The 24,889-nt window shown below is 38.4% G+C and carries 29 protein-coding genes; 12 read left to right on the forward strand and 17 right to left on the reverse strand.

Going from position 1 to position 24,889, the window contains the following annotated elements:
* Positions 1-151: 151 nt before the first annotated feature.
* Entirely contained in the window at positions 152-745 is a 594-nt protein-coding gene (locus J2T03_RS03055; protein WP_307209354.1) for a Crp/Fnr family transcriptional regulator, read from the forward strand.
* A gap of 40 nt (positions 746-785) precedes the next feature.
* Here J2T03_RS03055 and J2T03_RS03060 read toward each other — a convergent pair whose 3' ends face one another.
* Positions 786-1,427 (reverse strand): chloramphenicol acetyltransferase, encoded by a 642-nt coding sequence (locus tag J2T03_RS03060; protein ID WP_307209355.1) that lies wholly within the window; start codon positions 1,425-1,427, stop codon positions 786-788.
* Between the two features lie 250 nt (positions 1,428-1,677).
* Between J2T03_RS03060 and J2T03_RS03065 the strand changes: the two genes are divergently transcribed.
* The 8 genes from J2T03_RS03065 to J2T03_RS03100 all read left to right on the forward strand — a co-directional run bounded on the left by J2T03_RS03065 (position 1,678) and on the right by J2T03_RS03100 (position 9,640).
* Positions 1,678-2,130 carry a PPC domain-containing DNA-binding protein gene (locus J2T03_RS03065; RefSeq protein ID WP_306842593.1) on the forward strand — a complete coding sequence of 151 codons (453 nt, stop codon included), beginning with the start codon at positions 1,678-1,680 and terminating at the stop codon, positions 2,128-2,130.
* A 165-nt stretch (positions 2,131-2,295) separates the two neighbouring features.
* On the forward strand, positions 2,296-3,318 hold the full coding sequence (locus J2T03_RS03070) for a ligase-associated DNA damage response exonuclease (protein WP_307209358.1): 1,023 nt from the start codon (positions 2,296-2,298) through the stop codon (positions 3,316-3,318).
* Entirely contained in the window at positions 3,315-4,895 is a 1,581-nt protein-coding gene (locus J2T03_RS03075) for an ATP-dependent DNA ligase (protein WP_307209360.1), read from the forward strand. The genes J2T03_RS03070 and J2T03_RS03075 overlap by 4 nt, the downstream gene beginning before the upstream one ends.
* A gap of 1 nt (position 4,896) precedes the next feature.
* Positions 4,897-7,344, forward strand: a complete 2,448-nt coding sequence (locus J2T03_RS03080; protein ID WP_307209362.1) for a ligase-associated DNA damage response DEXH box helicase — start codon at positions 4,897-4,899, stop codon at positions 7,342-7,344.
* A gap of 83 nt (positions 7,345-7,427) precedes the next feature.
* Positions 7,428-8,072, forward strand: a complete 645-nt coding sequence (gene pdeM / locus J2T03_RS03085; RefSeq protein ID WP_307209364.1) for a ligase-associated DNA damage response endonuclease PdeM — start codon at positions 7,428-7,430, stop codon at positions 8,070-8,072.
* Between the two features lie 145 nt (positions 8,073-8,217).
* On the forward strand, positions 8,218-8,808 hold the full coding sequence (locus J2T03_RS03090; RefSeq protein WP_307209366.1) for a TetR/AcrR family transcriptional regulator: 591 nt from the start codon (positions 8,218-8,220) through the stop codon (positions 8,806-8,808).
* Between the two features lie 68 nt (positions 8,809-8,876).
* The gene (locus J2T03_RS03095) at positions 8,877-9,335 is read left to right on the forward strand and encodes a hypothetical protein (protein ID WP_307209368.1); all 459 of its coding nucleotides are present in this window, start codon (positions 8,877-8,879) and stop codon (positions 9,333-9,335) included.
* Between the two features lie 2 nt (positions 9,336-9,337).
* Positions 9,338-9,640 (forward strand): DUF3817 domain-containing protein, encoded by a 303-nt coding sequence (locus J2T03_RS03100; protein WP_307209370.1) that lies wholly within the window; start codon positions 9,338-9,340, stop codon positions 9,638-9,640.
* 46 nt (positions 9,641-9,686) lie between these two features.
* On the opposite strand, the gene J2T03_RS03105 is transcribed toward J2T03_RS03100, so the two are convergent.
* Positions 9,687-10,385 carry a nitrilase-related carbon-nitrogen hydrolase gene (locus J2T03_RS03105; RefSeq protein ID WP_307211072.1) on the reverse strand — a complete coding sequence of 233 codons (699 nt, stop codon included), beginning with the start codon at positions 10,383-10,385 and terminating at the stop codon, positions 9,687-9,689.
* Positions 10,301-11,134, reverse strand: coding sequence for an AraC family transcriptional regulator (locus J2T03_RS03110; RefSeq protein WP_307209371.1), 834 nt, complete (start codon positions 11,132-11,134; stop codon positions 10,301-10,303). The genes J2T03_RS03105 and J2T03_RS03110 overlap by 85 nt, the downstream gene beginning before the upstream one ends.
* Before the next feature lie 148 nt (positions 11,135-11,282).
* Here J2T03_RS03110 and J2T03_RS03115 point away from each other — a divergent pair, with 148 nt between their 5' ends.
* Positions 11,283-11,789 (forward strand): pyridoxamine 5'-phosphate oxidase family protein, encoded by a 507-nt coding sequence (locus J2T03_RS03115; protein ID WP_307209373.1) that lies wholly within the window; start codon positions 11,283-11,285, stop codon positions 11,787-11,789.
* Positions 11,790-11,969: 180 nt separating this feature from the next.
* On the opposite strand, the gene J2T03_RS03120 is transcribed toward J2T03_RS03115, so the two are convergent.
* The gene (locus J2T03_RS03120; protein ID WP_307209374.1) at positions 11,970-13,115 is read right to left on the reverse strand and encodes an Atu1372/SO_1960 family protein; all 1,146 of its coding nucleotides are present in this window, start codon (positions 13,113-13,115) and stop codon (positions 11,970-11,972) included.
* 70 nt (positions 13,116-13,185) lie between these two features.
* On the opposite strand from J2T03_RS03120, the gene J2T03_RS03125 reads away from it, so the two are divergent.
* Complete coding sequence (locus J2T03_RS03125) at positions 13,186-13,992, forward strand: helix-turn-helix domain-containing protein (RefSeq protein WP_307209375.1); 807 nt, start codon at positions 13,186-13,188, stop codon at positions 13,990-13,992.
* Here J2T03_RS03125 and J2T03_RS03130 read toward each other — a convergent pair.
* The 9 genes from J2T03_RS03130 to J2T03_RS03170 all read right to left on the reverse strand — a co-directional run bounded on the left by J2T03_RS03130 (position 13,989) and on the right by J2T03_RS03170 (position 21,314).
* Entirely contained in the window at positions 13,989-14,645 is a 657-nt protein-coding gene (locus J2T03_RS03130; RefSeq protein ID WP_307209376.1) for a DUF6766 family protein, read from the reverse strand. The two genes, J2T03_RS03125 and J2T03_RS03130, sit on opposite strands and share 4 nt — an antisense overlap.
* A 65-nt stretch (positions 14,646-14,710) precedes the next feature.
* On the reverse strand, positions 14,711-15,457 hold the full coding sequence (locus tag J2T03_RS03135; RefSeq protein WP_306842579.1) for an SDR family oxidoreductase: 747 nt from the start codon (positions 15,455-15,457) through the stop codon (positions 14,711-14,713).
* A gap of 7 nt (positions 15,458-15,464) precedes the next feature.
* Positions 15,465-15,965 (reverse strand): CinA family protein, encoded by a 501-nt coding sequence (locus tag J2T03_RS03140; RefSeq protein ID WP_306842578.1) that lies wholly within the window; start codon positions 15,963-15,965, stop codon positions 15,465-15,467.
* Between the two features lie 41 nt (positions 15,966-16,006).
* Positions 16,007-18,142, reverse strand: a complete 2,136-nt coding sequence (locus J2T03_RS03145; protein ID WP_307209378.1) for a catalase — start codon at positions 18,140-18,142, stop codon at positions 16,007-16,009.
* Between the two features lie 59 nt (positions 18,143-18,201).
* Positions 18,202-18,588 carry a hypothetical protein gene (locus tag J2T03_RS03150; protein WP_306842576.1) on the reverse strand — a complete coding sequence of 129 codons (387 nt, stop codon included), beginning with the start codon at positions 18,586-18,588 and terminating at the stop codon, positions 18,202-18,204.
* A gap of 14 nt (positions 18,589-18,602) precedes the next feature.
* Positions 18,603-18,905: a hypothetical protein gene (locus J2T03_RS03155; protein ID WP_306842575.1), complete on the reverse strand. Its 303-nt coding sequence runs from the start codon at positions 18,903-18,905 to the stop codon at positions 18,603-18,605.
* Between the two features lie 280 nt (positions 18,906-19,185).
* A complete protein-coding gene (locus J2T03_RS03160; protein ID WP_306842574.1) occupies positions 19,186-19,800 on the reverse strand; it encodes a Crp/Fnr family transcriptional regulator in 615 nt (204 codons plus the stop codon).
* Between the two features lie 326 nt (positions 19,801-20,126).
* Entirely contained in the window at positions 20,127-20,342 is a 216-nt protein-coding gene (locus tag J2T03_RS03165; protein WP_307209380.1) for a hypothetical protein, read from the reverse strand.
* Positions 20,343-20,429: 87 nt separating this feature from the next.
* Positions 20,430-21,314, reverse strand: a complete 885-nt coding sequence (locus J2T03_RS03170) for a DMT family transporter (RefSeq protein WP_307209382.1) — start codon at positions 21,312-21,314, stop codon at positions 20,430-20,432.
* Positions 21,315-21,406: 92 nt separating this feature from the next.
* On the opposite strand from J2T03_RS03170, the gene J2T03_RS03175 reads away from it, so the two are divergent.
* A complete protein-coding gene (locus tag J2T03_RS03175; protein WP_306842571.1) occupies positions 21,407-22,819 on the forward strand; it encodes an aminotransferase-like domain-containing protein in 1,413 nt (470 codons plus the stop codon).
* 1 nt (position 22,820) lies between these two features.
* Here the strand turns inward: J2T03_RS03175 and J2T03_RS03180 are convergent, their stop codons facing one another.
* Genes J2T03_RS03180 through J2T03_RS03195 form a run of 4 tightly spaced genes read right to left on the reverse strand, consistent with a single transcriptional unit; the run spans position 22,821 to position 24,779 of the window.
* Positions 22,821-23,414, reverse strand: coding sequence for a Crp/Fnr family transcriptional regulator (locus tag J2T03_RS03180; RefSeq protein WP_306842570.1), 594 nt, complete (start codon positions 23,412-23,414; stop codon positions 22,821-22,823).
* Entirely contained in the window at positions 23,414-23,791 is a 378-nt protein-coding gene (gene ytxJ / locus J2T03_RS03185) for a bacillithiol system redox-active protein YtxJ (RefSeq protein WP_306842569.1), read from the reverse strand. Before ytxJ ends, J2T03_RS03180 begins: the two co-directional genes overlap by 1 nt.
* On the reverse strand, positions 23,788-24,249 hold the full coding sequence (locus J2T03_RS03190; RefSeq protein ID WP_306842568.1) for a DUF1569 domain-containing protein: 462 nt from the start codon (positions 24,247-24,249) through the stop codon (positions 23,788-23,790). Before J2T03_RS03190 ends, ytxJ begins: the two co-directional genes overlap by 4 nt.
* The gene (locus tag J2T03_RS03195) at positions 24,243-24,779 is read right to left on the reverse strand and encodes a YfiT family bacillithiol transferase (protein ID WP_307209384.1); all 537 of its coding nucleotides are present in this window, start codon (positions 24,777-24,779) and stop codon (positions 24,243-24,245) included. Before J2T03_RS03195 ends, J2T03_RS03190 begins: the two co-directional genes overlap by 7 nt.
* Positions 24,780-24,889 lie beyond the last annotated feature (110 nt).

Here is a 24,889-nt window from a genome sequence, read left to right on the forward strand (position 1 = left end):
GGTATACATATGGTATCTTTTATTGAGGAAAACTGACTAAAATTGGCCGTTCTTTACATTGTAAAAATCTCAAGCTTTCCTGCTTTCACTCTGTTGAAGCAACAATACTAGAGGTTGCTTAAAATTTGAATCAAAAAACCTTATTTAAACCATGATTATTGAAGATTTACTCATTTCGTTTGGAGCAGAAACTAAAGAATATAAAACGGAAGATATTATTTTCCGCGAAGGAGAATTTTCTATGTTTTATTATCAGGTTGAAGAGGGGCAAGTCAAGCTTAATAATTATACAGAGAGTGGAAAAGAATTCATTCAGAATATATTTTCAAGCGGACAAAGTTTCGGAGAGTCTTTACTATTTGTTGACCGCCCCTATCCTATGAATGCAATAGCCATGGTAGATTCCATCATTCTGAGGCTTCCAAAATCCCGCTTTATGGACTTGATACATAAAAACCAAGAAGTTTCTCTGGACGTATATAAATGTCTGGCAGAGAGGATGTATTACAGATATATGATGCTTTACAATCTTTCTGTCCAAAAACCTGTGCTGAAGCTTAAACAGCTTCTGGACTATCTTAAAAGTTATTATGAAGACAAAAGTCCTTATTCTTTTCAGGTCCCTATGACTCGGCAACAGCTTGCTTCCCTCACCGGACTGCGTGTAGAGACGGTAATAAGAACCATAAAGAGCATGGAAAAGGATAAAATTTTAAAAATAGAGAACAGAAAGATTATGTACTGATTGATCTGTAAAACTTCCTCCCGCTATAATTATAAAAGAATTATGGAACTTCATACCCACTGTCAAGCTGTTTCTGAAATTCCTCCAGATATCTTGCAAGATGAATCCCGTCCGCCAGACCGTGATGCGCTTCCACAGAAACGGGAAGATATTTTTTTCCTTCCCGGATACTGAATTTTCCGAATGTGATCTTCGGCACAGATTCTGAATTATTAAAACCGGTAGGATGAAGCAACGCACTGAATGAATTCCACGGAATAGTGGTATGCCTGATCAGGTCTTTGCCAAGCTCGTCATTATTTATTCTCAGTCCTGAAGAATGCTGTACTGCTTCTATTTCCTGTTGCATGATGTTATTAAAAGCATCGAAATCTTCCGAGAAAGGAATAAAGGCAAAGCCAAAAGTTCCGTCTGCCCTTCCAATCGTAGTTCCCGCATGGACAGTATCATACAAAACCACCTTTTCGTCTACGATTCTGAGCTTCAGTTCATCCACAGTATTTACAGCAACCATGGATCTATGAAGATAAGTAGCAAAAAAAGAATGACCGTTTTCCCTGGCATAAGCATAAGCTTTGGTACAGTCAACCTCCGTGGTAAAACCAAAATATGGGCTTGCCATTTTCGAAAAGAATTCAAAATGCTCTTTCCGGTTCCACGTTTCAATATCTATGATCCTCATTTATTTTATTTCCCGCAAATTTCAGTAAGTTTTCCCGGTTATAAAAGTTTAACATAAAAATATTGCAGAATAAAAACGGACCATTAAAAGTAAATTTCGGTCAGTTTTTTGATGCAAATATAAGTGGATTACATTATTTATCTAATTTCGGTAAGAAATGATGTGACCGGTATTATCAATTATCTCAAAATAAAATACGAAAGAATTCGGACATCTAAACATATTAATCTTAGCTGTAAATAAAATGGATATGCAGAATTTTAAAGGAAATAATTGGTCTGCGAGAAAGGTTGATCAGATCTATATTGTAAGTGTAAAAGATAGAGCAAGTATCGTTGATGCACTGACCGATTTTGTTAAAAGCCAAAATATACAGGCCGGAGAAATTACAGGGATTGGAGCAGTCAACGAAGTCACATTGCGTTTTTTCAAGCCTTCCAATAAAAATTATGTTGATAAAACATTTAATGAACAGATGGAAATGACCAACATTTCTGGAAATGTTTCTGAGATCGAAGGAAAACCTGTGCTGCATATGCATGTTACTTTAGGAAGAGAAGATTATACTGCTTTGGCCGGTCATCTTCTGGATGCTAAGATCCGGGGTGCCGGAGAGTTTATTTTTTATCCGCTGAATACAAGAATAGTGAAAATTAAAAATGAAGAAGTTGGGATCAATTTTTATGATTTTGAAAACAAATGACACAACGCCATCAGCAGCTTTATTTAAGTTGAATGCACCATGGGTATAGGTCCATATTAAGCTATTTTTTGCTGGAAATTCAATATTTTGGTTAGATTTTTGAAGGATAAAATGTAACTGACCTAATAACTGTGACAGTTATTATAAACAACAAAATATTTTCCATTGAAACTAATAACATTCACAAAAAAAGGAATTTACTGTCCGCAGGGAAAATTTTATATAGATCCCTGGAGACCTGTAGATTTAGCAGTGATCACTCATGGACATGCCGACCATGCCCGTTGGGGAATGAAAAAATACCTTTGCCATCATTATACAAAACCTATCCTGTACCAGAGAATCGGGATCGATATCGAATGCCAGAGTGTTGAATATGGTGAAACACTTATCCTCAATGGGGTAAAAGTTTCGCTGCACCCTGCAGGGCACATCATCGGATCAGCACAGATAAGATTAGAATACAAAGGCTATGTAACCGTTATCTCCGGTGATTACAAAATACAGGAAGACGGGCTGAGCACACCTTTTGAATTGGTAAAATGCAATGAGTTTGTCACGGAAAGTACTTTCGGGCTTCCCATTTATAACTGGCTTGAAGTTCCTGACCTCAATAAAAAACTTCAGACATGGGTTCTTAAAAATCATGAAAACTCAAAAACATCAGTGTTTATAGGATATTCCTTAGGAAAAGCCCAGCGCATTATGAAAGCAGTAGAAGGCCTGGGGAAAATATACGTTCATTATTCTATTGGAAAATTGAATGAAGCTTTTGAATCTGTTGGTATTGATCTTCCGGATTACACAATTGCCGATTTCAGAGAAAATGCAAAAGAAGTTCAGCATGAAATTGTTATTGTGCCCCCGGCACTGCTTGACAGCAATATCATTAAAAAAATACCGGATGCCGCAACAGCAATATGTTCAGGCTGGATGCAGGTACGCGGTGCCAGAAGATGGCGAAGTGCTGATGCAGGATTTGCCATGAGCGACCATGCTGACTGGAAAGGGCTTTTGCAGGCCGTAAAAGCTACAGAAGCCGAGATTGTACATGTCACCCACGGACAGACCGAAATTTTTTCAAAATACTTAAATGAAATAGGTATCAGGTCAGATGTTGTACAAACCCAATTTGGAGAAGATGAAGAAGAATCTGAAAAAGAAATCATTGAAAATCCCGGGCCATGAAACATTTTGCAGATTTGATTAACGCTTTGGAGACCACGAATAAGACCAATGCAAAAATAGACGCCATCATCGATTATCTGGAACGGGCCCCGGATGAAGATAAGGTATGGTTTATTGCTCTGTTTACAGGAAAAAGACCCAAGAGAAATGTCAATACCAATTATATGAAGGAATGGGCTCTGGAGATCACGCAACTGCCGTTCTGGCTGTTTCAGGAAAGCTATTCTTCAGTTGGAGATCTGGGAGAAACACTTTCTCTCATCCTTCCTCCCCCAGCCGAAAAAATTGATCATACTTTATCCCAGTGGATGCTGGATATTGTGCATTTAAAAGACAAACCAGAAGCTGAAAAAAAAGAATTTGTATTAAAATCATGGAACGGACTGGATTATACAGAACGATTAATCTTCAATAAATTACTGGGCGGAAGTTTCAGGATCGGTGTTTCAGATAAAACGCTCATCAATGCCCTAACCAAATTCTCTTCCCAGGAATCCAGTACGCTGATGCACAGTCTCATGGGAAAATGGGTTCCCGGCGAAGTATCATTTCAGGAACTGATTTCGGCTGAAAATGTAAATCCGGATAATTCAAAGCCCTATCCTTTCTGCCTTGCCTATCCACTGGAAAAAGAGCTGGAAGAGCTTGGCGATCCCGAAGACTGGCAGATAGAATATAAATGGGACGGGATCCGCGGCCAGATCATTAAAAGAAACGATGAAGTCTTTATCTGGTCAAGAGGTGAAGAGCTCGTAACCGATCAGTTTCCGGAAATAAAAAAGACCGTACAGGCGATGAAAGGGAATTTTGTTTTAGATGGAGAGATACTTGCGGTAAAGGATTTTAATGTTTTAAATTTTAATGAATTACAGAAAAGATTAAATAGGAAAACATTAACAAAAAAAATGTTGACAGCCATTCCTATAGAAGTCTTCGTCTATGATTTGCTGGAGCTTGAAGGGACCGACCTCCGTGAAAAATATTTAGCCGGCCGGCGGGCTATGCTTGAAGAATTACTTCTGAATGAAACCCCTGAAAATATTAGAATTTCAAAAGTTATAAATTTTGAGAAATGGGAAGATCTGAATAGAATACGCGAAGAATCAAGGGAGATCAACAGTGAAGGCCTGATGCTGAAACAGAAAAACTCTCCTTATCATGCAGGAAGAAAAAAAGGCGATTGGTGGAAATGGAAAGTGAGCCCGCTGACCATTGATGCCGTTTTAATTTACGCTCAAAAAGGAAGCGGAAGACGAAGCGCCTATTACACGGATTACACATTTGCTGTAAAGAATGGGGAGGCATTGGTCACCATTGCAAAAGCCTATTCCGGACTCACCGACAAAGAAATCATGGAAGTCAGCAAGTTTGTCAATAAAAATGCCATAGAAAAATTCGGACCTGTACGTACCGTAAAAGCTGAATTAGTCTTTGAAATTGCTTTTGAAGGCATTGGATTCAGCAGCAGGCATAAAAGCGGCGTTGCCCTGAGGTTTCCACGAATTGTAAGATGGCGGAAGGACAAAACCGTAGACGAAATTGACGAACTTGAAGAAATAAAAAAACTCATCCAATAATTTGAAAGCATTTGAAAACAGCAACGGATTCAGAGTCATTCAGCAATGGATGGCTGGTAAAGGTATTTCTCCTTTCAAATTTCAGATTGATACCTGGCAGAAGTTCGGAAGCGGATACAGTGGAATGGTCGTGGCCCCTACCGGATTCGGGAAAACTTTTTCTGTGTTCCTTGCCTTGATTTCAGATTTTATGAACCGTCCGGAAGAGTACAAAAAAGGACTGAAAATGATCTGGATCACTCCCCTCCGATCCTTGTCCAAAGATGTCGCTAAGGCCATGCAGGAAGCAATGGATGAAATCGGTCTCGACTGGACCGTTGGGGTACGAAATGGAGATACCGATCTAAAAATAAGACAGCAGCAGATCAGGAATATGCCGGAAATTCTGGTTGTAACACCCGAAAGCCTCCACCTGCTTTTAGGTCAGAAAAACCATACCCGGTTTTTCCAGGATATGAAATGCGTAGCTGTTGATGAATGGCACGAATTACTGGGTTCAAAGCGGGGTGTTATGGTGGAACTTGCCATTTCTCAGCTAAGAAAATATGTTCTGAAAATAAAAATATGGGGAATTACTGCAACAATCGGAAATCTGGATGAAGCGATGGACGTTTTAATCCCATATGATATCAAAAAAACAAAAATTACAGCCAAAGAACATAAAAAAATAGATATTCTTCCAGTAATTCCTGATGAGATTGAAATTCTTCCCTGGGCAGGACATTTGGGAGCAAAACTTGCCGACAAAATAGTTCCGATCATTCTGAATTCAAAATCCACCATTGTTTTTACCAATACACGAAGCCAGAGCGAAATGTGGTACCAGCTCCTGCTAAGTGCATATCCTGATTTTGCAGGCCAGATCGCTATTCATCACAGCTCTATTGATGCCCATCTGCGCATCTGGATTGAAGAAAATCTAAGTGCGGGAAAACTGAAAGCTGTTGTATCCACTTCCTCTTTAGATCTTGGGATTGATTTTAAGCCTGTAGATACCGTCATTCAGATCGGTTCGGCAAAAGGTGTTGCGAGGTTTCTGCAACGCGCAGGACGAAGCGGACACTCCCCTTTTGAGACCTCTAAAATTTATTGTGTTCCCACCCATTCTCTTGAATTGATTGAAGTAGCTGCGTTAAAGGAAGCCGTAAAGCAGAAAGTGACAGAACCCCGCGAACCGCAGGTTTTATGCTTCGATGTGCTGGTACAGTTTCTCATGACCCTGGCAGTTGGTGACGGATTTTATCCTGAAGAAACTTTTGAAAGGATAAAAAAAGTATTTGCTTTCCAGGAAATGACAGCAGAAGAATGGAAAAGCATACTGGATTTTCTGACAATAGGCGGAAGCGTTCTGAAAAGCTATGAAGAATTTCATAAAATAGTGGTTATGGAAGATGGTCTCTACAAGGTAACTTCTCGGAAGATCGCTATGCTCCACCGTATGAATATGGGCGTGATAGTAAGTGATGCCATGCTGAAAGTCAAATTTATTTCCGGCGGCTATATCGGAATGGTTGAAGAGTATTTTATTTCAAAGCTAAAAAAAGAAGAAAAGTTTATCCTGGCAGGAAGAACGCTTGAAGTGGCTATGATCAAAGACATGACCGTTTATGTCCGCGCGGCAAAAGGAAAAGCAATGGCTCCCAGCTATCTCGGCGGAAGATTACCTTTAAGTTCAAATCTAGGACATTTTTTAAGAGAAAAACTCTCCCATGCCTTAAATCCAAAAGCCTCAGAAAAAGAACTGAAATTCTTACATCCATTACTAGCCAATCAGGAGAAAAAATCCCACATTCCCAAAAAAGACGAATTTCTTATTGAACTCATCAAGAACCGCGAAGGCTACCACCTGTTCATGTATCCCTTTGAAGGCCGGCTTGTACACGAAGTGATGGCAGCATTGATCGCTTATCGGATTTCCAAGCTGACCCCTATATCCTTTTCTATGGCGATGAATGATTACGGTTTTGAACTATTCAGCGATAAAGAAATTCCTTTGAACGAAGATAATCTGGATAAAATCCTGACCAGGGAAAACCTGATGAATGATGTGATAGCCAGTATCAACTCTGCGGAAATGGCAAGACGGAAATTCCGGGATATTGCAGTGATCTCCGGAATGGTGATTCAGAATTATGCAGGGAAGCAGCGTTCCAATAAATCTTTACAAAGCTCGGCCGGGCTTATCTTTAAAGTGCTGGAAGATTATGATCCCAATCATTTCCTTGTCAGACAGGCATATACCGAAGTTTTTAATATGCAGCTGCAGGAACCACGTCTTGTAGAAGCCTTTAAAAGAATTGAAAAATCAAAAATCATTTTAAAATATTCCCATACCTTTACTCCACTGAGTTTTCCGATAAAGGTAGACAGCCTTAGACAGACACTTTCGAGCGAGAGTCTGGATGCCAGGATCAGGAAAATGGTGGAACAGGCCAGAAGAAATGATTAGGGTTCAGAGCTATAAATTATGAGTATGAAGTTGCATGGCTAACTAATAATCAATACATTTTACATCGTAGATTGTACAAGAAAATGAACATTGCAGTAAAAAATATTATCATTCATAACGACATTTTTACTTTGACCAATCAGCGTGCAGCATTTTGGGAAAAAGAAAAAGCTCTGATTTTATCTGATCTTCACATTGGAAAAACTGCCCATTTCAGGAAAAATGGGATTGCCCTGGCCAATCATATCATGAAAAGTGACCTGGAAAGGATTTCTGTTCTTATTGAATATTTTCAGCCTGAAAAATTCATTGTGGTTGGGGACCTGCTTCATGCTGGAGATAACTCAGATGTAGATGTGTTCTGCAACTGGAGAAATCAGTACCCGGACCTTCATTTTTATCTTATCAAAGGAAATCATGACCGTTTATCAGCTGCACTGGAGAAAAAATTATGCTTAAATTTTAGTGCTGATTCTCTTACGGTTGATGGTATTACTTTCGTCCATGATTTTGATAAAATGCTGCCGGAATTCCAGATTACAGGACATATCCATCCCGGTGTTATATTAAACTCTTCTGTAAAAAAAATCAGGCTTCCATGCTTTGTTCAGACGGCTAAGCAATTACTTCTTCCGGCCTTCAGTGAGTTTACCGGATTAGATACCAAAAACATTCCCAAAGGCGGAAAATTCTTTGTATTTACAGATTCTGAAATTCATGAATATTAAAATTGCGTGTAATTTTATTGAATTCAATGTGTAAATTTCCGTGGAATTATTTTTGTATTAAATAATTTACTCTATCCTCTTACCGGAATAACGATATCTTGTATTTTAAAAATTCCGTTTCTTTGCAATAAAGCAGTTAATTTCAATGAAAAAATCAGAAGCAACCCGATTGAATATTCTTCAGAAAGCCTTTGAACTGATCTATGTGAAAGGGTATCAGACCACCAGTGTTGATGAGATCATTGCGACCACTCAGGTTACAAAGGGTGCTTTCTATTATCATTTTAAAACAAAAGATGAGATGGGTCTCGCTATTATTAATGAACTTTTGATCAATAACTTCAGAAGCACTTTCATTGAACCGCTGGAAACAAGTAATCACCCATTGGAAAGTATTTATGACCTGATGCACGGCATTTTAATGGAAAATGATTTTTTAAAGGTTGAATACGGCTGTCCTGCCTCTAATTTCACCCAGGAAATGGCTCCCTGGCATATAGATTTCACAAAAGCATTAAATTCACTTTCCAGGCAATGGGAAGATGCAATAATAGCATGTATTGAAAACGGAAAGAAAGATGGAACGGTAAAAAATAATGTTGATGCCAGAGAAATAGCTGTTTTTGTCATGTCCGGGTATTGGGGAGTAAGGAATTTAGGAAAACTGGAAAATTCAAAATCAGTGTATCTTATTTATTTAAAAGGGCTTAAGTCTTATTTTAAATCACTGGAATAATTTTTTATCAAAAAACATACTATTTAGTATGTTTTTGTTATATCTTTGGAATGTTCAAAAAAATAAAAATGTACCAGACTCTTACATTTCTGCATTCCTTATTCCGGTGGGTGGTCTTATTAAGTCTTATTTATGCCGTATGGATGGCCTTTAAAGGATATTTTTATCATAAAACATTTACAAATAAAGAAGATTTGGTCAGACATTGGACGGCGACGATCGCTCACATTCAGCTGATTTTCGGAATCATTCTTTATACAAAAAGCCCAATTGTAAAGCATTTCTGGAATAACTTCGATGATGCCAAAGCTTCATTAGATCTTCTTTTCTTCGGGATGATCCACATCTTGCTTATGATCACGGCTATTGTTCTGATCACTGTCGGCTCTGCTTTAGCAAAACGGAAAGCTACGGACAGGGAAAAATTCAGAACGATGCTCATCTGGTTCACGATTGCTCTGGCTGTTATTTTTATTGCTATTCCCTGGCCTTTTTCTCCTTTTGTCAGCAGACCTTATTTCAGATAATTATGATACATTTATTAAAAACAAAAATCGGACGCCTGAGAATCCTGGCTATTTTGGAAGGAATATCTCTGTTAACGTTAGTTTTCCTGGCAGTTCCTTTGAAATACTGGCTGGAAAACCCAGCTCTTGTGAAAATAATGGGGCCAGTACACGGAACTTTATTCCTGCTTTTCCTGTTCAATACTTTAAGTGTTGGAATCGAACAGCAGTGGAAATTTAGGGAAACTACCTGGAAAGTCATTCTGGCGTGCTTTATTCCGTTCGGAACCTTTTATATTGATAACAAAATTCTGAGAAGGTTATAAAAAGAGGCTTCAGAAATGTGCACAACGGCGGTGCATGGAGTGATCTTCAGGGATTATCCTTCATCCAGGGTACTTTCTGTTCAGAATGATGTTCCCTACTGATAATCTCTCTGTACAGTTCCGGTCTTCTTGCTTGAATATATCTGTTCCCTCCAGCCTGATCCAGCTTTTCAGGAGAAATGGTAACAGTTTCAAAGCTGTCATTGAACGAACGGCATTCCGCAATAATATCTCCAAACGGATCAATGATCATGGAACAACCATTTTTAAGCTGATCATCATCCATCCCGATAGGATTTGAGAAAACCAGGTAAATTCCATTATCATAAGCTCTTGCCGGTAACCATTTCATCAGCCAGTCCCTTCCTTTCATCCCGTTGAATTCAAGACGGAGTGATGTAGGATCAGATTCCCTGTTCTGCCATAATTTTGGATCTACAAAACCTGCTCCCGGCCTTGTTGACGGTGTACACATGGTAACGTGCGGCATAAAAATAATATCTGCTCCCAAAAGTCTCGTTGCTCTTACATTTTCTATGATATTATTATCGTAACAGATAAGGATACCACATTTCCATCCGTGAATATTAAAAACACAGTATTCATTTCCGGGAGTCAGATGAAGGTTAATAAACGGATGAAGCTTTCTATATCTGGCTTTCAGTCCTGTTTTATCAACACAAACGTAAGCTTTGAAGATATGATCATTTTCATCTTTTTCGAAGAGTCCGGCGAGAATGGTAATATTATATTGGTAAGTCCGGTATTGCTTTTAAAATCTTTGATCAAATGAGACTGATCGGTATAGCCTGCATCATAAGAAAGCCCGGCAATACTTTCTCTGTCGGTATTTTTCTTCATGAGATTGATAAAATGATGAAGGCGGATGATATTTCCGTATTTTTTGGGAGTTAAGCCAATATAATTTTCAAATTTCCTTTCGAGATGCCGTTCAGAATATCCGGTGTACAGCTCCAGATCTTTTGAAGTTACCGAGCCTTTATTTTTAAGCATCAGCTGCTGAACAGCTTTGATCAGCTCATAGTCAGAACTGCTGCTTCCGGAAAGGAATCCGGTGAAGAAATTATTCAGCTTAGTAATAATAAATTCAGGATTTTTCCCTGCCAAAAGATTGTCCTGAAAAGATAACAGTTCACTTTTTAAAACATCTTCTACTGAAATAATCCGGTCTTTAACTTCTTTTGCTGAAATTTTAAGAAGAACATTCAAGAAGTAAGGCTGAAAAACTACTGCAATCATGGAGAATGATCCTTTTACCACAAAATCTCTATATCCGGTAACTTGTCCATAAAAGAAGGAAGAAGGCACCCGGTCTTTTGGAGCGCCTGCATAAAAATCCTGACTGCCCGACAAGATCAGCCCGGTACTGCCATCTGTAAACAACCTTAGCTTCTTACACTCATTTTCTGCATTTTCTAAAAAGATATAATGCCGGATATAGGATGATAAATGCTTGGGTGGCTTGATCTGCATGATGCAAAGCTACATAGAATAAAAACATTTTTATTTATGACCTATAGAATTTTTTCAACCACTAATACCACAAAAAAGTGATGTTTGGTCAGGTATTTGAATGTTTTAATGAACAAAATTCAATACCAAACACTAAAAATATAATATTATGTCAACACAGAATTTAACCCACCTCGAAGCCATTAAAAAAATTAAAGAACTGTCGGAAAAGGCAAGAATATGCATGTTCTGTACAGAGCTGGAAACCGTTCCTGTCAATTCCCGTCCCATGACCTTGCAGGAAACAGATGACAGCGGAAATTTATGGTTTATCAGCAGCGGAACAAGTAATAAAAATTTTGAAATAAAAGAAGACCGAAGAGTGCAGCTTTTTTTTATGAACAATAGCGATTCCCAGTATCTTTCTGTTTATGGTGAAGCCTCTGTCTATAAGGATAAAGCCACCATTGAAGAAAAGTGGTCACCAATGGCCAGGGCATGGTTTGACGGAAAAGATGATCCGGACGTAACGATTATCCGTGTAGAACCTAAAGAAACGTACTATTGGGATACAAAAGCAGGAAAACTTGTCAGCCTGTTCAACTTTGTAACCGCTGCAATAACCGGCATTAAAACCAATAATTCTGACGGTGTGGAAGGAAACGCAATTGTTTAAAATAACAGTGATCACGGTTCCTTGAGTAAGTTTTTACAGCATAAAATATTTACAATAACTAATTTTAATTAATACTGATCTGAAAAATTACTGGTGGCAGAGGTATCTCAGCCACCAGTGTGTTTATATTTTTTCTATCCAGTGTTTCAAAATTGACATGCAGAACATGCCTGTTCGGTTCTACTCTACTTCAAAAACAGCCTGTATCTCCACAGAGGAATTCACAGGAATAGATGAAGCACCCAGAGTGGCCCTGGCATGTTTTCCTTTTTCTCCAAAAATTTCTACAGTAAGATCGGAAGCCACATTCATCAGGTCTGCGTGTTTTGTGTAATCATCTTTTGTATTGAAAATTCCTGTCAGCTGTACACATTGTTTTACCTTATTGAGATCGCCGCCTACGGCTTCTTTCAAAACAGCTATAACATTGAGCATTGTAGCTTTTGCAGCCTCTTTTACCTGCTGTTCATTAACGTCAACTCCTAATTTTCCGGGATTTAAAATCTTTCCTTCTTTCAAAGCGACCTGATTGATGAACACGAGATTTCCCGAGCGTACAAATGGTTTATAATTTCCGGCAGGCTGTGGAACCTGTGGCAGAATAATATTTTTCTGCTTCAAAAGATCATCGAAATCCTGAGATTTTTCTGAAATTGTTACTGATGTCTGTTTTTTAGAGAATGTACCTTTCAAAGCTAAGGCTGTTCTGGCAAAATTTCTTCCTTGGAGCTCAGCAAGCCCACGTTCATCTTTAGTAGGTCGTTCTACATCTTTCAGTGATGCCATGCTTGTTATTCCCAAAACTGTATTTCCCTGTGGGATGGCTTTATTGATATCATCCGTTCCTCGGATTCCATTGGAAACCAGGACCATTCCATGAACTGTAAGACTGTTCCAGAAAGCCTGAAGTGCCAGTTCCTTTCCTGCTCCACTCCCAGCAGACATAAAAACGGTTGCCGGCATCCCTTCAAGCGTATGATTGGTCCATAAATTAACAGTTTTGGATAAAAACTCACTCATTCCCGTACTGATATTCCCAAAATAAACAGGCGATCCAAAAGCAATTCCATCATAAGAAGGCAGTTCATCCACTGTTGCTACAGGAATGTTTGCCAGTTTGGGATTGGAAGATCCTTTAACCTGCTTGATTACTGCAGCCACATTTTTATTGCTTTCAATACCGGATGCTATTTCTTTGGCCAGTTCATAGGTTCCGCCGTTGTCCGAGTGAATAAGGACCAGTATTTTAGCTTTAGTGTCTTGTGCCATGACCGTGGTGATTTTTAATAATAGAATTAATACAAAAACCGTACTTAGTTTTTTCATTTTTTAATAGAATAAATAATTACAATACAAAATTAGTACTGTCGTTTTTATTAAATTTGCCAAAAATTCTATGCAGAACGACATCATAAAATGTGGTTTAACAGAACAAACGGACAGCCGATTTGTAGATACTATTGAAAAAGAAGCCTATGTCTGGTGCGAAAAAGGCTGGAAACATGATGACCATGACCATGCTCACCAGCGTGCCCAGCTTACTTTTGTGGAAGAAGGATATCAGTATTTTCATATAGACCAGAAGATCTATCTTGTGCCGCAATACCATGTGATCTGGATTCCTTCCGGAAAAGCGCACAGGATAACTTCAGAAGCAAAAACGGTCAATTTAATGGTTTTTCTGTTTAAAACTGCTTTTGATGACGATTTTTATCAAAATGTTCACGTTTTTGCTGTTCCTGCTGTTTTGAAGGAAATGCTTTTATATGCTTCAAAATGGAATCAGCTGATCGAAGAAGATGAGGAACAGGATGTGTTTTTTAAGGCCATTTTAAGAAGTCTTTCCAATTTCTGCAAGGAAAACAGCTATCTTGAAATCCCTGTGCCATCGGATGCCCGTCTTATTCCGGTTTGTACTTCTATCAATTCAAATTTTAAATACAGTCTGAACACTGATGAACTGGCAGAAAAAGCACAGATGTCTGTAAGAAGCCTACAGAGGAATTTTAAGAATGAAACAGGAATTACCCTTCAGAAATACCTGCAGCTTGTCAGGGTATTAAAGAGCATAGAACTGATTGATACAGGACAGTATACTCTAAGCCAGATTGCCTATAAAGTGGGCTACCAAAGCTTGTCTGCCTTTACATCTTCTTATTATTCTATCATGAAAGCTAAACCCAAAGTGAAAAAATTAAGTTAAGGAGTTTCATCATAGGCCATATCTACAGGTTTGGATTCCGGTGATCCTTTTTCACGAAGCCAGATAGACAGGATGACTATGGAGGCAACTGCAAGAAATTCGCTCTGCCAGTTCTGAAAGGACTCAAACCAGAATCTGGATTCTGATATATATTGTACTGCTGTAACGGGAGGCTTGCTTTTTATGGACTGTTCTTCATTGAAATCCTTCATACTTCCATAGAAATGCATCGCGAAGCTCAGAATAAATAAAACTGTAAAAGCTAAGGATAAGGAATGCTTATAAATACTCAGCCATATTCCTCCCTTTTTTACCGGCCACGGAGCGTTTGCATGGACTTTCGGTTCCCTGTCTACGTCTTCTTTTCCTTCCAGGGATTTTGATTCACTGGACCCTTTTTGCCTCAGGGAGACCGTGAGTACAACATACAGCATCATCTGTAGAAACTCACTTTCCCAGTTTTCGAAGGTAGCCTGTATAAAATGTCCGCTCCGGACATAGGCGCCCAAACTGAGCATCGAGCTTCCTTCTTCTGCAAGGTCTTTATTCAGCGTTTTCCAGCCTGTAAAAAACTGTCCTATAAGACTAAAAAGCATTAATACAAGTAAAACAATACTTAAACTGTTACGGTAAAAGAAACTTTTTTTAGACATGATCTGGAGTTTAAAAATTAAAGATTCAAAATTTACAACCCAAAGCTGAATATTGCTGTAAGATTTTATCCGTTGACGATCAGACCGCCGTTCGGGTGAAGAACCTGTCCCGTAATCTGGGCGGCACCACTGCCGGCAAGGAATAAAAAGCTGGCTGCAACTTCTTCCGGAGTAGCATTTCTTTCAAAAGGGGGCTTGTTGGGATCTTCTTTTTCCTCTCCAAAGGTTTTTTGAGTAAGCGGCGTAGCAACCGGCCCCGGAGCAACAGCATTAATGCGGATGCCGTTTGGTTTTGCCTGTAGCGCCAGAGAGCGTGTGAAAGATACAATAGCACCTTTCGTAGCAGCATAGTCCAGAAGCTCGGGATGCCCCTGATAAGCCGCCGCAGAAGTAGTATTTATTACACTGCTTCCCTCTTTCAGGTAAGGAAAAACGACCTTTGTCAGTAGGATCATTCCTATAATATTGGAATCAAAGGTTTTTCTTATATTTTTTTCTTTGAGCTCTTGTATGTTTTCTGCCGGGAACTGCACGCCTGCATTGTTGATGAGGATATCAATTCCTCCAAATGCGGAAACTACTTTCTTCGTGGTATCTTCACAAAAATCATAATCATTGATATCCCCTTTAAAAATGATGCATTTCCTGCCTAGTTTTTCAATTTCTCCTTTTGTTTTTTCTGCATCATCATCATCTGCATAATAGATGATTGCAATATCAGCTCCTTCCTTTGCAAAAAGTAAAGCTGTTGCCTTACCAATCCCGCTGTCTGCACCAGTAATAAGAACGGATTTATCTTTTAATTCCTCCATCTGAAAATTACTTTAAAATTAGAAGTTGGTTAATTTCGCTTTTAAAACATCCCAAAATAAATTCTGTATAATATAACTGTGCATTCAGAGCCTGGGTTTTAGGATGGAGTTCCAGCTTTTTGGTAAGAACGATCTCACCTTTATAAGAAAAGGCAAAGTAAGCAAAGATCTTATAAGCTGAGTTTCTGATCGGCGTACAGTAGCCCGTTGTTGCAATTGACCAGTCAGATTCAAATAACTTTGCAACATTAAGGGCCATGGTCCGTGCAATATTTTCTGATACACAGTCGCATTCTTCAGCTTCCTGCCTGTCTACATTCAGTAGTTTTACTTTCTGAGGCAACGTATAGGCTGTCATACCACCTTTGTAAATCAGGGAGGCATTCGGCATCTGCGAAAAAGCCAGCTGCAGACATCCTGATGTAACGCTTTCTGCAATTGAAATTGTTTCGTCTGCAGTCATGAGGGACTGGCTTATATATTCTAAAAGGTTTTTTTGAAATTCCATAATTTTAAATATTTAGTGGGGTGAAGGTGTGTTGTATAGGTCTACATATTTCTTTCCATTTCAAGATCCCAGACCCTATGCCCGGCTATTGCTGTAATAAACTGTTCGTCAGAACCACCGTCTTTAGAAATAATTACAGCAGGATCTTCATGTTTTTTCATGGCTATATTACTGCTCATATACAGTTCTTCTGTGCCTGCCCCGAAATAAATGGCCTTACAATGCTTATAGGCTTCATTGATGAAACGAAGAGTAAGGTGTCTGTTCTCAGGAGCCATCAGTTCTGCTGCTGATTTTTCTCCGGCACCGATGTACAAAGCATCAAAGCAGACACTGGCTGTACTTGTAAGAGAGTGTTTTGGAATTAATGGTTTGTTATCGATGGTTATAACAGGAGCTAAACTCGGTGCAATAATTTCTGTTTTTGCGCCTTTATTTTCAAGTTTGGTTTTAAGATCGGTAAGAGCTGCTCCATCTGCACCATTGCTAATAATAAACCCGATCTTTCTGCTTTTGATAGTGTCCTTAACAGTATCTTTCATGCTTAGTGCCTGGGATATTTTCGTCTTTGGCTCTTTTTCCTCACTCTGAAGGTCTGCAATATTAGCATCAGCAGGAATGCTTTGGTTAGGCTGGTCCAATTTTTTAACTGTCACGCCCAATTTTTCAGCTACTGTTTGGGCAAGGTTATTATCAATAAAATTTAGCTGTCCTACCACTCTTTCTCTGATCTTCGGTATTGTTACCTTCGAAAGTTCAAAAACAAGGGCGTTCTGAAGATGGGTTTGTTCGGGAACCGACTGGCTGTTATAGAATAATTTTGCCTGTGAATAATGATCAACAAAGCTCTGGCTTCTTTTTCTTACTTTTTCACCCGAAACTCTTTCCTGGTGGGAAGTAAATCCTCCTTCTGACATCATGGCCTGGAAAGGACATCCGCCTCCGATGGAATTGGGCTCATAGCTTACTTTTCCTTTGGCAATCTGCTGTCTCATGTGCCCGTCACGCTGGTTATTATGGACTGTATTGATGGATCTGTTGATTGGTATTTCATGAAAGTTGGGCGATCCTAATCTTGATAACTGGGTATCGGTATATGAAAATAATCTTCCCTGAAGCAAAGGATCATTACTGAAATCTATTCCGGGAACCAAATGTCCCGGATGGAATGCTACCTGTTCTGTTTCTGCAAAAAAGTTATCCGGATTTTTATTGAGGGTTAAAGTTCCTATAATTTCTACGGGAACTTCTTCTTCAGGAACCAGCTTTGTAGGGTCCAGAAGGTCGAAATCAAATTGATGCTCGTTCTCTTCAGGAATCAGCTGTACGCCGAAATCCCATTCCGGATAAGCGCCGTTTTCAATGGCTTCCCATAAATCTCTTTTATGGAAATCAGGATCTACCCCGGAGATTCTCTGAGCCTCATCCCAGGCCACAGAATGTACTCCCAGCTTGGGTTTAAAATGGAATTTAACGAAATGAGCCTTTCCTTCTTCATTGATAAATTTAAAGGAATGAACCCCAAAACCTTCCATCATTCTTAAACTTCTCGGGATGGCCCTGTCGCTCATGAGCCACATGATCATGTGCATGCTTTCCGGCATCAGCGAAATGAAATCCCAAAATGTATCATGGGCAGAAGCGGCCTGTGGAATCTCATTATCCGGCTCCGGTTTCACAGCATGAACCAGATCAGGGAATTTAATGGCATCCTGGATGAAAAAAACAGGCATATTATTCGCTACAAGGTCATAATTTCCCTCTTCTGTATAAAATTTTATGGCAAAACCTCTTACATCTCTCGCCAGGTCGGTACTTCCTTTACTTCCAGCCACGGTTGAAAATCTTACAAAAACAGGGGTTTCCAATCCTACTTCTGATAAAAACTTAGCCTTGGTGTAAGCGCGAAGACTTTTGTTCAGTTTAAAAATACCATGTGCTCCCGAACCTCTTGCATGAACAATTCTTTCGGGAATTCTTTCATGATCGAAATGGGTTATTTTCTCTCTTAGAATAAAGTCTTCCAACAAAGTAGGTCCTCTCTCTCCGGATTTTAACGAATCTTGGTTATTATTGATTTTTATCCCCTGGTTGGTGGTCAGTTTTTTGTTTTCATTAGAAGTACTGTGTGCTTCCAGCTGGTCTAACTTTTTGTTGTTTTGGGTCTCATTTTTCATATCGATAAATCTTAATGTGGTGTGAAGGTTAAAAAGTCAAACTAAAATCTTTTACAGAATTATTCCGTTTCCATCCCGTCTTTTTCCAAAGTGCTTAGCAGTTTATTGAGGTATTCCTCTTCTTTTAATACTTTATAATATGCTGTTTTGGCATAGAGCGTAAAGTATGAATTTTCAATATTTATTTCTGTATTTGGATTTTCCGGAGGAATGGTCCTTGTCCCATGATACTCCCGGATATTCAGAATATATTCTTTAATATACGTGTCGATTACATTTTTCAGAATATCACATTTTGCATTATTTTTTATCTTTTCTAATGATTTGATCAGAAAAGCGGTAACTCCGTAAGAATTGATAACACTTGGGAAGAGAGATTCATTCTCTATCATATTGTTTTTATCATATAATCCGGAATGTTTTAAAGTGTCATTTTCAAATATCATATTCGTAACGGTTATTAGTTATCGGCAATTTTTAAATATTTCTCAAAATAATGGAGGTCTTCCTTGTCTTTGATCGAAAGATAGAACATGATCTGCTCGGGTTCTTTCAGACCTATACTGCCAAAACAGTCAAAATGGGCAATCAGAGCCTGGATATTTTCAATCTCTATGTCTTTCAGGATCACAAATAATAAAAAAATATTATCCTTTATTTCTTTGGCATAGATAGCCGCACCATTTTCAAACCAGTTTCCTTTATTGGATACTTTAATGAAATCTTTATGCTTCAAAGTCTTTACTATTTTCTGACAATCCATATTTGAGTAATTGTGGTTATTATACTTTCGGGAGAAGTTTCAACATCAATTTCTCTGAACTGCTGCTATTTTCAATATTACTACTGAACTTTATAAATCAATATGAGTGGCATATGGCAATCTGGTGCTGCAGAGCAATGACTGGAATTTTTAATCATCTGAAAACCCTGAAGCTTTAAACTGCCCTTACCTGGTTTTAAGAATTGTATTGAAACTTATATTTCAAATGTACGTCTGAATAATTCACTTTTTTATGACCTGAATCATATATAAAATAGCACTAGTAAATAATTTTTCTGTTTTCTATGGTAATGCTTCCTTCTTTTTCCATTTTTTTTAAGGCTCTGATCACTGTTTCTACCCGCAACCCTACCAGATTGGCGATCTGCTGTCTTGTAAGCTGTACATGGAAGCAGCTTCCACAGCTGTCGTCATGATAGCTTTTAAGATAATTGAGAAGCCCTGTAAGTCTTGAAGCAGGATTCAGTGAGGCCATATTCTGAATCATGATTGCTTTGAAATAAAGCCTGTGGGAAAGACATGCATTCATTTCCAAAGAAAGCTTTGGATCTGTCTTTATTAATTTCAGAAACTGATCTTTCGGAACTCTTATGATTTCCAAAGGATTGATACAGATAGCATTCATAGGATAAAACTTATCTAAAAAGAGCATTGAATCTCCAAAGCTCTGATTTTTTCCGAGAATGTTATGTATGAATTCTTTTCCCTCTTCATCATAATTGTTCAGTTTCACTTTTCCTTCTACGATCTGTAAATAATAAAGCGAATAGTCTCCCTCTCTGTATATAATCTCGCCTTTTTTATATTGCTTAGTTTCTCCTCCATATGAATATAGCACTTTTTCGTCTATATTCATGCAGCTTATTGTCTTCATAGTTTTTGTTTTAATATTTTCAATAAAAAATAGTGAAATTTATTATTGAAACCGTGTTTAAAATAAATTTTTCACAAAGTATTCAAAAAATTCATTTTTAGCCCTCTCTTAACTGGTTTTATGGAAAATGAGTTCAGAAAACCAGATGCAAATATTGAACCTTATTAATTTGTAAATTGTTAAAATGAGTTAAATAAATTAGCGAAATAAAAAATATGTTATTGAATTAATAAAATATAAGTTTAAATGTTGTAATCTTAATAATTGAAGGCATTAAAACCCGTTTTTAAAACAAAAACGGGTTTTAAAATCTATGAATGATAAAATTATTTTTTGGTAACCTTTGCTGTATCCGTTTTTTTTGTAGTTGCAGTATCTGCAGTACGCAAGGTATCGGAAGGCATCGGAGTCGTAGTAGTGTCTGCCGGTACGGTATCAATCATTACACTGTCTGTTGTTGTGGTAGAAGTGTCTACTTTTGTTTCTTTTTTGCAGCTCAATACAGTTAGGCCTAATAGCATTAATAAGATGGTAAATTTCATAATAGATATATTTTGTAGTGTGTTTTCAAAGATAATCCATTTACAAAATGTCCTTTTATGACTTGGATCATAATGCTTTATTTTTGATTATTTCGCAAATTTTTTAGTCCCTGCAACACATAAAATAACGCCAATGGTTACTCCCAACATTCCTATGCTCACTTGTTCATGAAGAAAATAAGCGGCAAGCGCCAATCCGAAAAAAGGCTGTAAAAGCTGTAGCTGACCTACAGTAGCAATACCACCTTGTGCCAGACCTTTATACCAGAATACAAATCCAATGAACATACTGAAAATGGAAATATAGGCCATCCCGAACCATCCCTGGAAGCTTACGGTCTCAATATGATCCGGAAAATAAATGAAAAATAAAGGAATCATAACCGGTAAAGCCAATACAAGAGCCCAGGAGATTACCTGCCATCCGCCTAATGTTTTTGAAAGTTTTGCACCCTCTGCATATCCCATACCACACAGAATAACCGCAAGAAGCATCAGAATATCGCCAACAGGTGAAGCAGAGATTCCCTGCGAAACAGCATATCCTATCACCAAAAGGCTTCCTATAACAGAAAAGAACCAAAATATGAGATGTGGTCTTTCCCCGCCACGGAAAACTCCGAATACAGCAGTTGCCAAAGGAAGCATTCCTAAGAATACAATGGAATGTGCCGAAGTAAGGTATTGAAGTGCCAGTGCGGAAAGAAGTGGAAAACCAATCACACAGCCAAGGGAAACTAAAAACAAAGGAATCAACTGTTTTTTAACGGGGCGTTTTTCTCTACCTATCCATAGGACTATAAAAGCCAGTATCCCCGCAATGGCAGCGCGAACTATTGTTACAAAGATTGGGCTCATTTCCATCACGGCCAATTTGGTGGCGGGCAATCCTCCACTAAACAGTACAACTCCTATAAAGCCGTTAATCCACCCGCTTATATTTTCATCCTTAGAAATTTTATCAGTCATCATTTCTATATTTTTTTGATAATTCAAAATTAAAGCGCAGAAATGAATAAACACAGTCTCAGTTTTGTATATTTGTATGAGTACAGTTGTGAAAAATGAGCAAAGAATTTATATATACAGAAATTGCTGACGGAATTGCTTCCCAGATCAGGAATGGTGTACTAAAGGCAGGAGACAGGCTTCCTTCCGTAAGAATGATGTGCCAGGAGCATCAGGTAAGCATGAATACGGCAAAACGTGTTTTCCTTGAGCTTGAATCACAGTCTTTAATTGAATCCAAACCTCAATCAGGCTATTTTGTGAGCAGGCTGATGTCTGTGAAGCTTCCTCTTCCTGAAGTAAGCCGCCCTTCCCTGATTGCCAATAATGATGAACCGGACGAACTGATCAGTAAGGTTTATGAAAATATGGGTAAAAAAGGACTGACATTTTTTTCTATCGGAATTCCTTCAGGAGATCTTCTGCCGCAGGCCAAATTAAAGAAGGAAATCATTAATGCAACCCGTGAATTAAAAGAAGGCGGAACGGAGTATGAGGAACTTCAGGGAAATTTAAAGCTACGGAGAATGATTGCGGTCCGTTCCCTTCAATGGGGCGGAAATCTCAGTGAAAACGATCTGGTTACAACAAACGGCGGGATGAATGCCCTGTCTTTCTGTCTGATGGCTTTAGGCAAACCTGGCGATACTATAGCCATTGAAAGTCCCTGTTATCCGGGTATTTTACAGCTGGCGAACGGACTGGGGCTAAATGTGCTTGAACTTCCAACCCACCCGACGACTGGTATTGAGATAGAAGCCCTACGAAAAGTGATTCCACAAATAGATCTGTGTTTGTTAATTCCTAATTTCAATTCGCCGCTGGGAAGTTGTATGCCGGACGAAAATAAAAAAGAGATTGTAAGAATTCTTTCTGAAAACAGAATACCCTTGATAGAAGATGATGTATACGGTGATCTTTATTTTGGGGCGAGCCGTCCAAAATGCTGTAAGTCATTCGACAGAGACGGAAATGTGCTGTATTGCAGCTCAATTTCAAAGACGCTGGCTCCGGGATATCGTGTAGGATGGATTGCACCGGGGAGGTATAAGGATAAAATAATGAAGCTTAAACTGCTCCACTCCACTTCATCTATTTCTATTGTTAATGAAGCGGTGGCCAATTTCCTAAAGTCTGGAAGATATGAAAAACACCTCCACCAAATGCGTAAGGCACTTCAGAATAATTATCAGAATTATGTGCAGACCATCGCAGATTATTTCCCTGAAGGCACAAAAACAAGCCGTCCGCAAGGAGGTCTTTCCCTGTGGGTGGAGTTTGATAAAAACATCCGTACCACTGAACTCTATGATCTGGCCATTAAACAAAACATCAGTATTGCTCCCGGCAGGATGTTTACCCTGCAGGATCAGTTTGAAAACTGCATGCGTCTGTGTATTGGTCTTCCGTGGACAGAAGAAACCAGGTTATGTCTTCAGCAGGTTGGGACTCTAGCGAAAAAAATCTGATTTATCTGTCCGGAACAAAATTTTTCCGTGCCAGCTCTTTTCTTACCCTGCTCAGGCTTTCAGGCGTGATTCCGAGATAAGAAGCGATCATCCACTGTGGAACTCTCAAAAGAAGATCAGGGTACATTTTAATGAATTTCATGTATCTTTCTTCCGCGGTTTCACCCAATAAAGAATTGATCCTGTTCTGCAGGCTTCTGATGTGCTTCTGTAAAAGAAAGTCACTTCTTTCTATACTGTTGGGGAATTGTTCTACGAGATTATTGAAGAAATCAGGGTGCAGAAACAGAACTTCTGTATCTTCCACTGCTTCTATATAGTAAATTGATTTTTCGTTGAAGTAAAGACTGCTTCGGTCAGAAATCAGCCAGCTCTCCGGAGCAAACTGTATAATGTGCTCTTTTCCGTTCTTGTCAATGGAATACATTTTCAACAGCCCTTTTTCTACAAAGAATATATGCCTGCAGATCTCACCGTACTGTAAAAGAAATTGATTTTTAGGTATTTTCTTTACTTCATAATGTAAGCTGCATGTGTTCACTTTTTCTAAAGGAACATTTAATACTTTGGCTAAATACGTGTTAATATTCTTCATTATGCAATCTGGCTTATGGATATATCTTCATGCGATGCACTGTTAATGACCTTTCCTTCTTCAATTATGATCAGCTGCGGGCTTTCATGCCTGATTCCAAGGTCTTCAGAAATTTTATTGGAAATGGATCTGTATTCAAGCAAATCTAAAAAATATAAATCCGGCTTATTGTTTAAACCATCTATTTCCTTTTCAAAGTTTTTCAATACTGTTTTGCTGATGAAGCAACGTGTTGAATGTTTGAAAATAGCAACTCTATGGTGATAAGAAGCTTCAATGGCCTTGGCCAGATCCTCTTCAGATTCTATTTTTTTCCAGAAAGATTGACACTCAGGGTTGTTTTCTTTTCCTCCGAATATTTTATCAAAAAAACTCATACATTAAATTGTTTTAAATGGTGATCAAGATGTTTATACTCTAAAAATCCCCAGTCTTTTTCAGTCATTTTTCCGAATAATCTGTGACGGTCCGGAAGATCTTTATTTTCAGATGCTGTCCGGAAGTCTCTCAGTGTATTCAGCAGATTGGTTTTTGATTCATCAAAATCACATTCAAAATTAACGATTAGTTTTTGAAAAGTAGGCATGTTTCGGGGAATTCCGTTGTTAAAGATCTGCATTTCTATTTTGGTTATAACTCCTATGGCTTCAAAGAGGATATTAATCTTGGAAAGTTCAATTTTCCCTAAAGCTACCTGAAGAACAAAATCACAGTGTCTCAACATTTGGGAAACGCTCATTTTCCCCCATCTTTGTGGAGCATTTTCAGAAAGAAGAGAGATCCTATGCACAATTTCTTCAAAATAAACAGGATTATGCAGACTTTTATTTACCACCCTTTTTCCTTCTTCAGATTTTCAATGTGGGCAAAATGATGATTACAGTGCCATACATAAAAAGCAAGATAATGTCTTAGATCAAAATCTGTATTCTGTTCTGGATGCCGGAAGGTTCTTTCGAACTGTTTATTGGTAAGGGTATTAAGCAGAACCGTCCATCTCTGATGCGTTCCTTTAATCATTCTCATTGCAGGCTTTACAGGCATGTTGACACTATCCTGAAGTTCTGCCCATTTGGCTTCATCATAGGGCTTAATTACGGGATTGTCTTCTGTAAGGGCTAGCTTAAAACGTATAAAGCTGTTGATATGGCTGTCCGCAATGTGATTAACAAGCTGTCGGACCGTCCACCCTCCTTCTCTGTAAGGAGTGTCCAGCTGTTCATCCGTAAAGTTCTCAATCAGGTCTTTCAGCCTTGCCGGAAAATTCTTGATGACTTTGATATGTTCATCAAGCTTAGTGTCACAGATATTTTCAGACTGCTGAAATTGACCGATGGGAAATTTCTTTTGCTCTAAATCGTTCATTTTAATTATCTTAATAGGTATATTTAATAAAGTTTTCTGTTGTGATAAAATTACTATAAGAAAACCATAAAGTCAATAAAAAATAAATTTTTAAAGAGTGAAAAATAATA

The sequence above is a fragment of the Chryseobacterium lathyri genome, from assembly GCF_030812195.1.
In the GTDB taxonomy this organism is placed as follows: domain Bacteria; phylum Bacteroidota; class Bacteroidia; order Flavobacteriales; family Weeksellaceae; genus Chryseobacterium; species Chryseobacterium lathyri_A.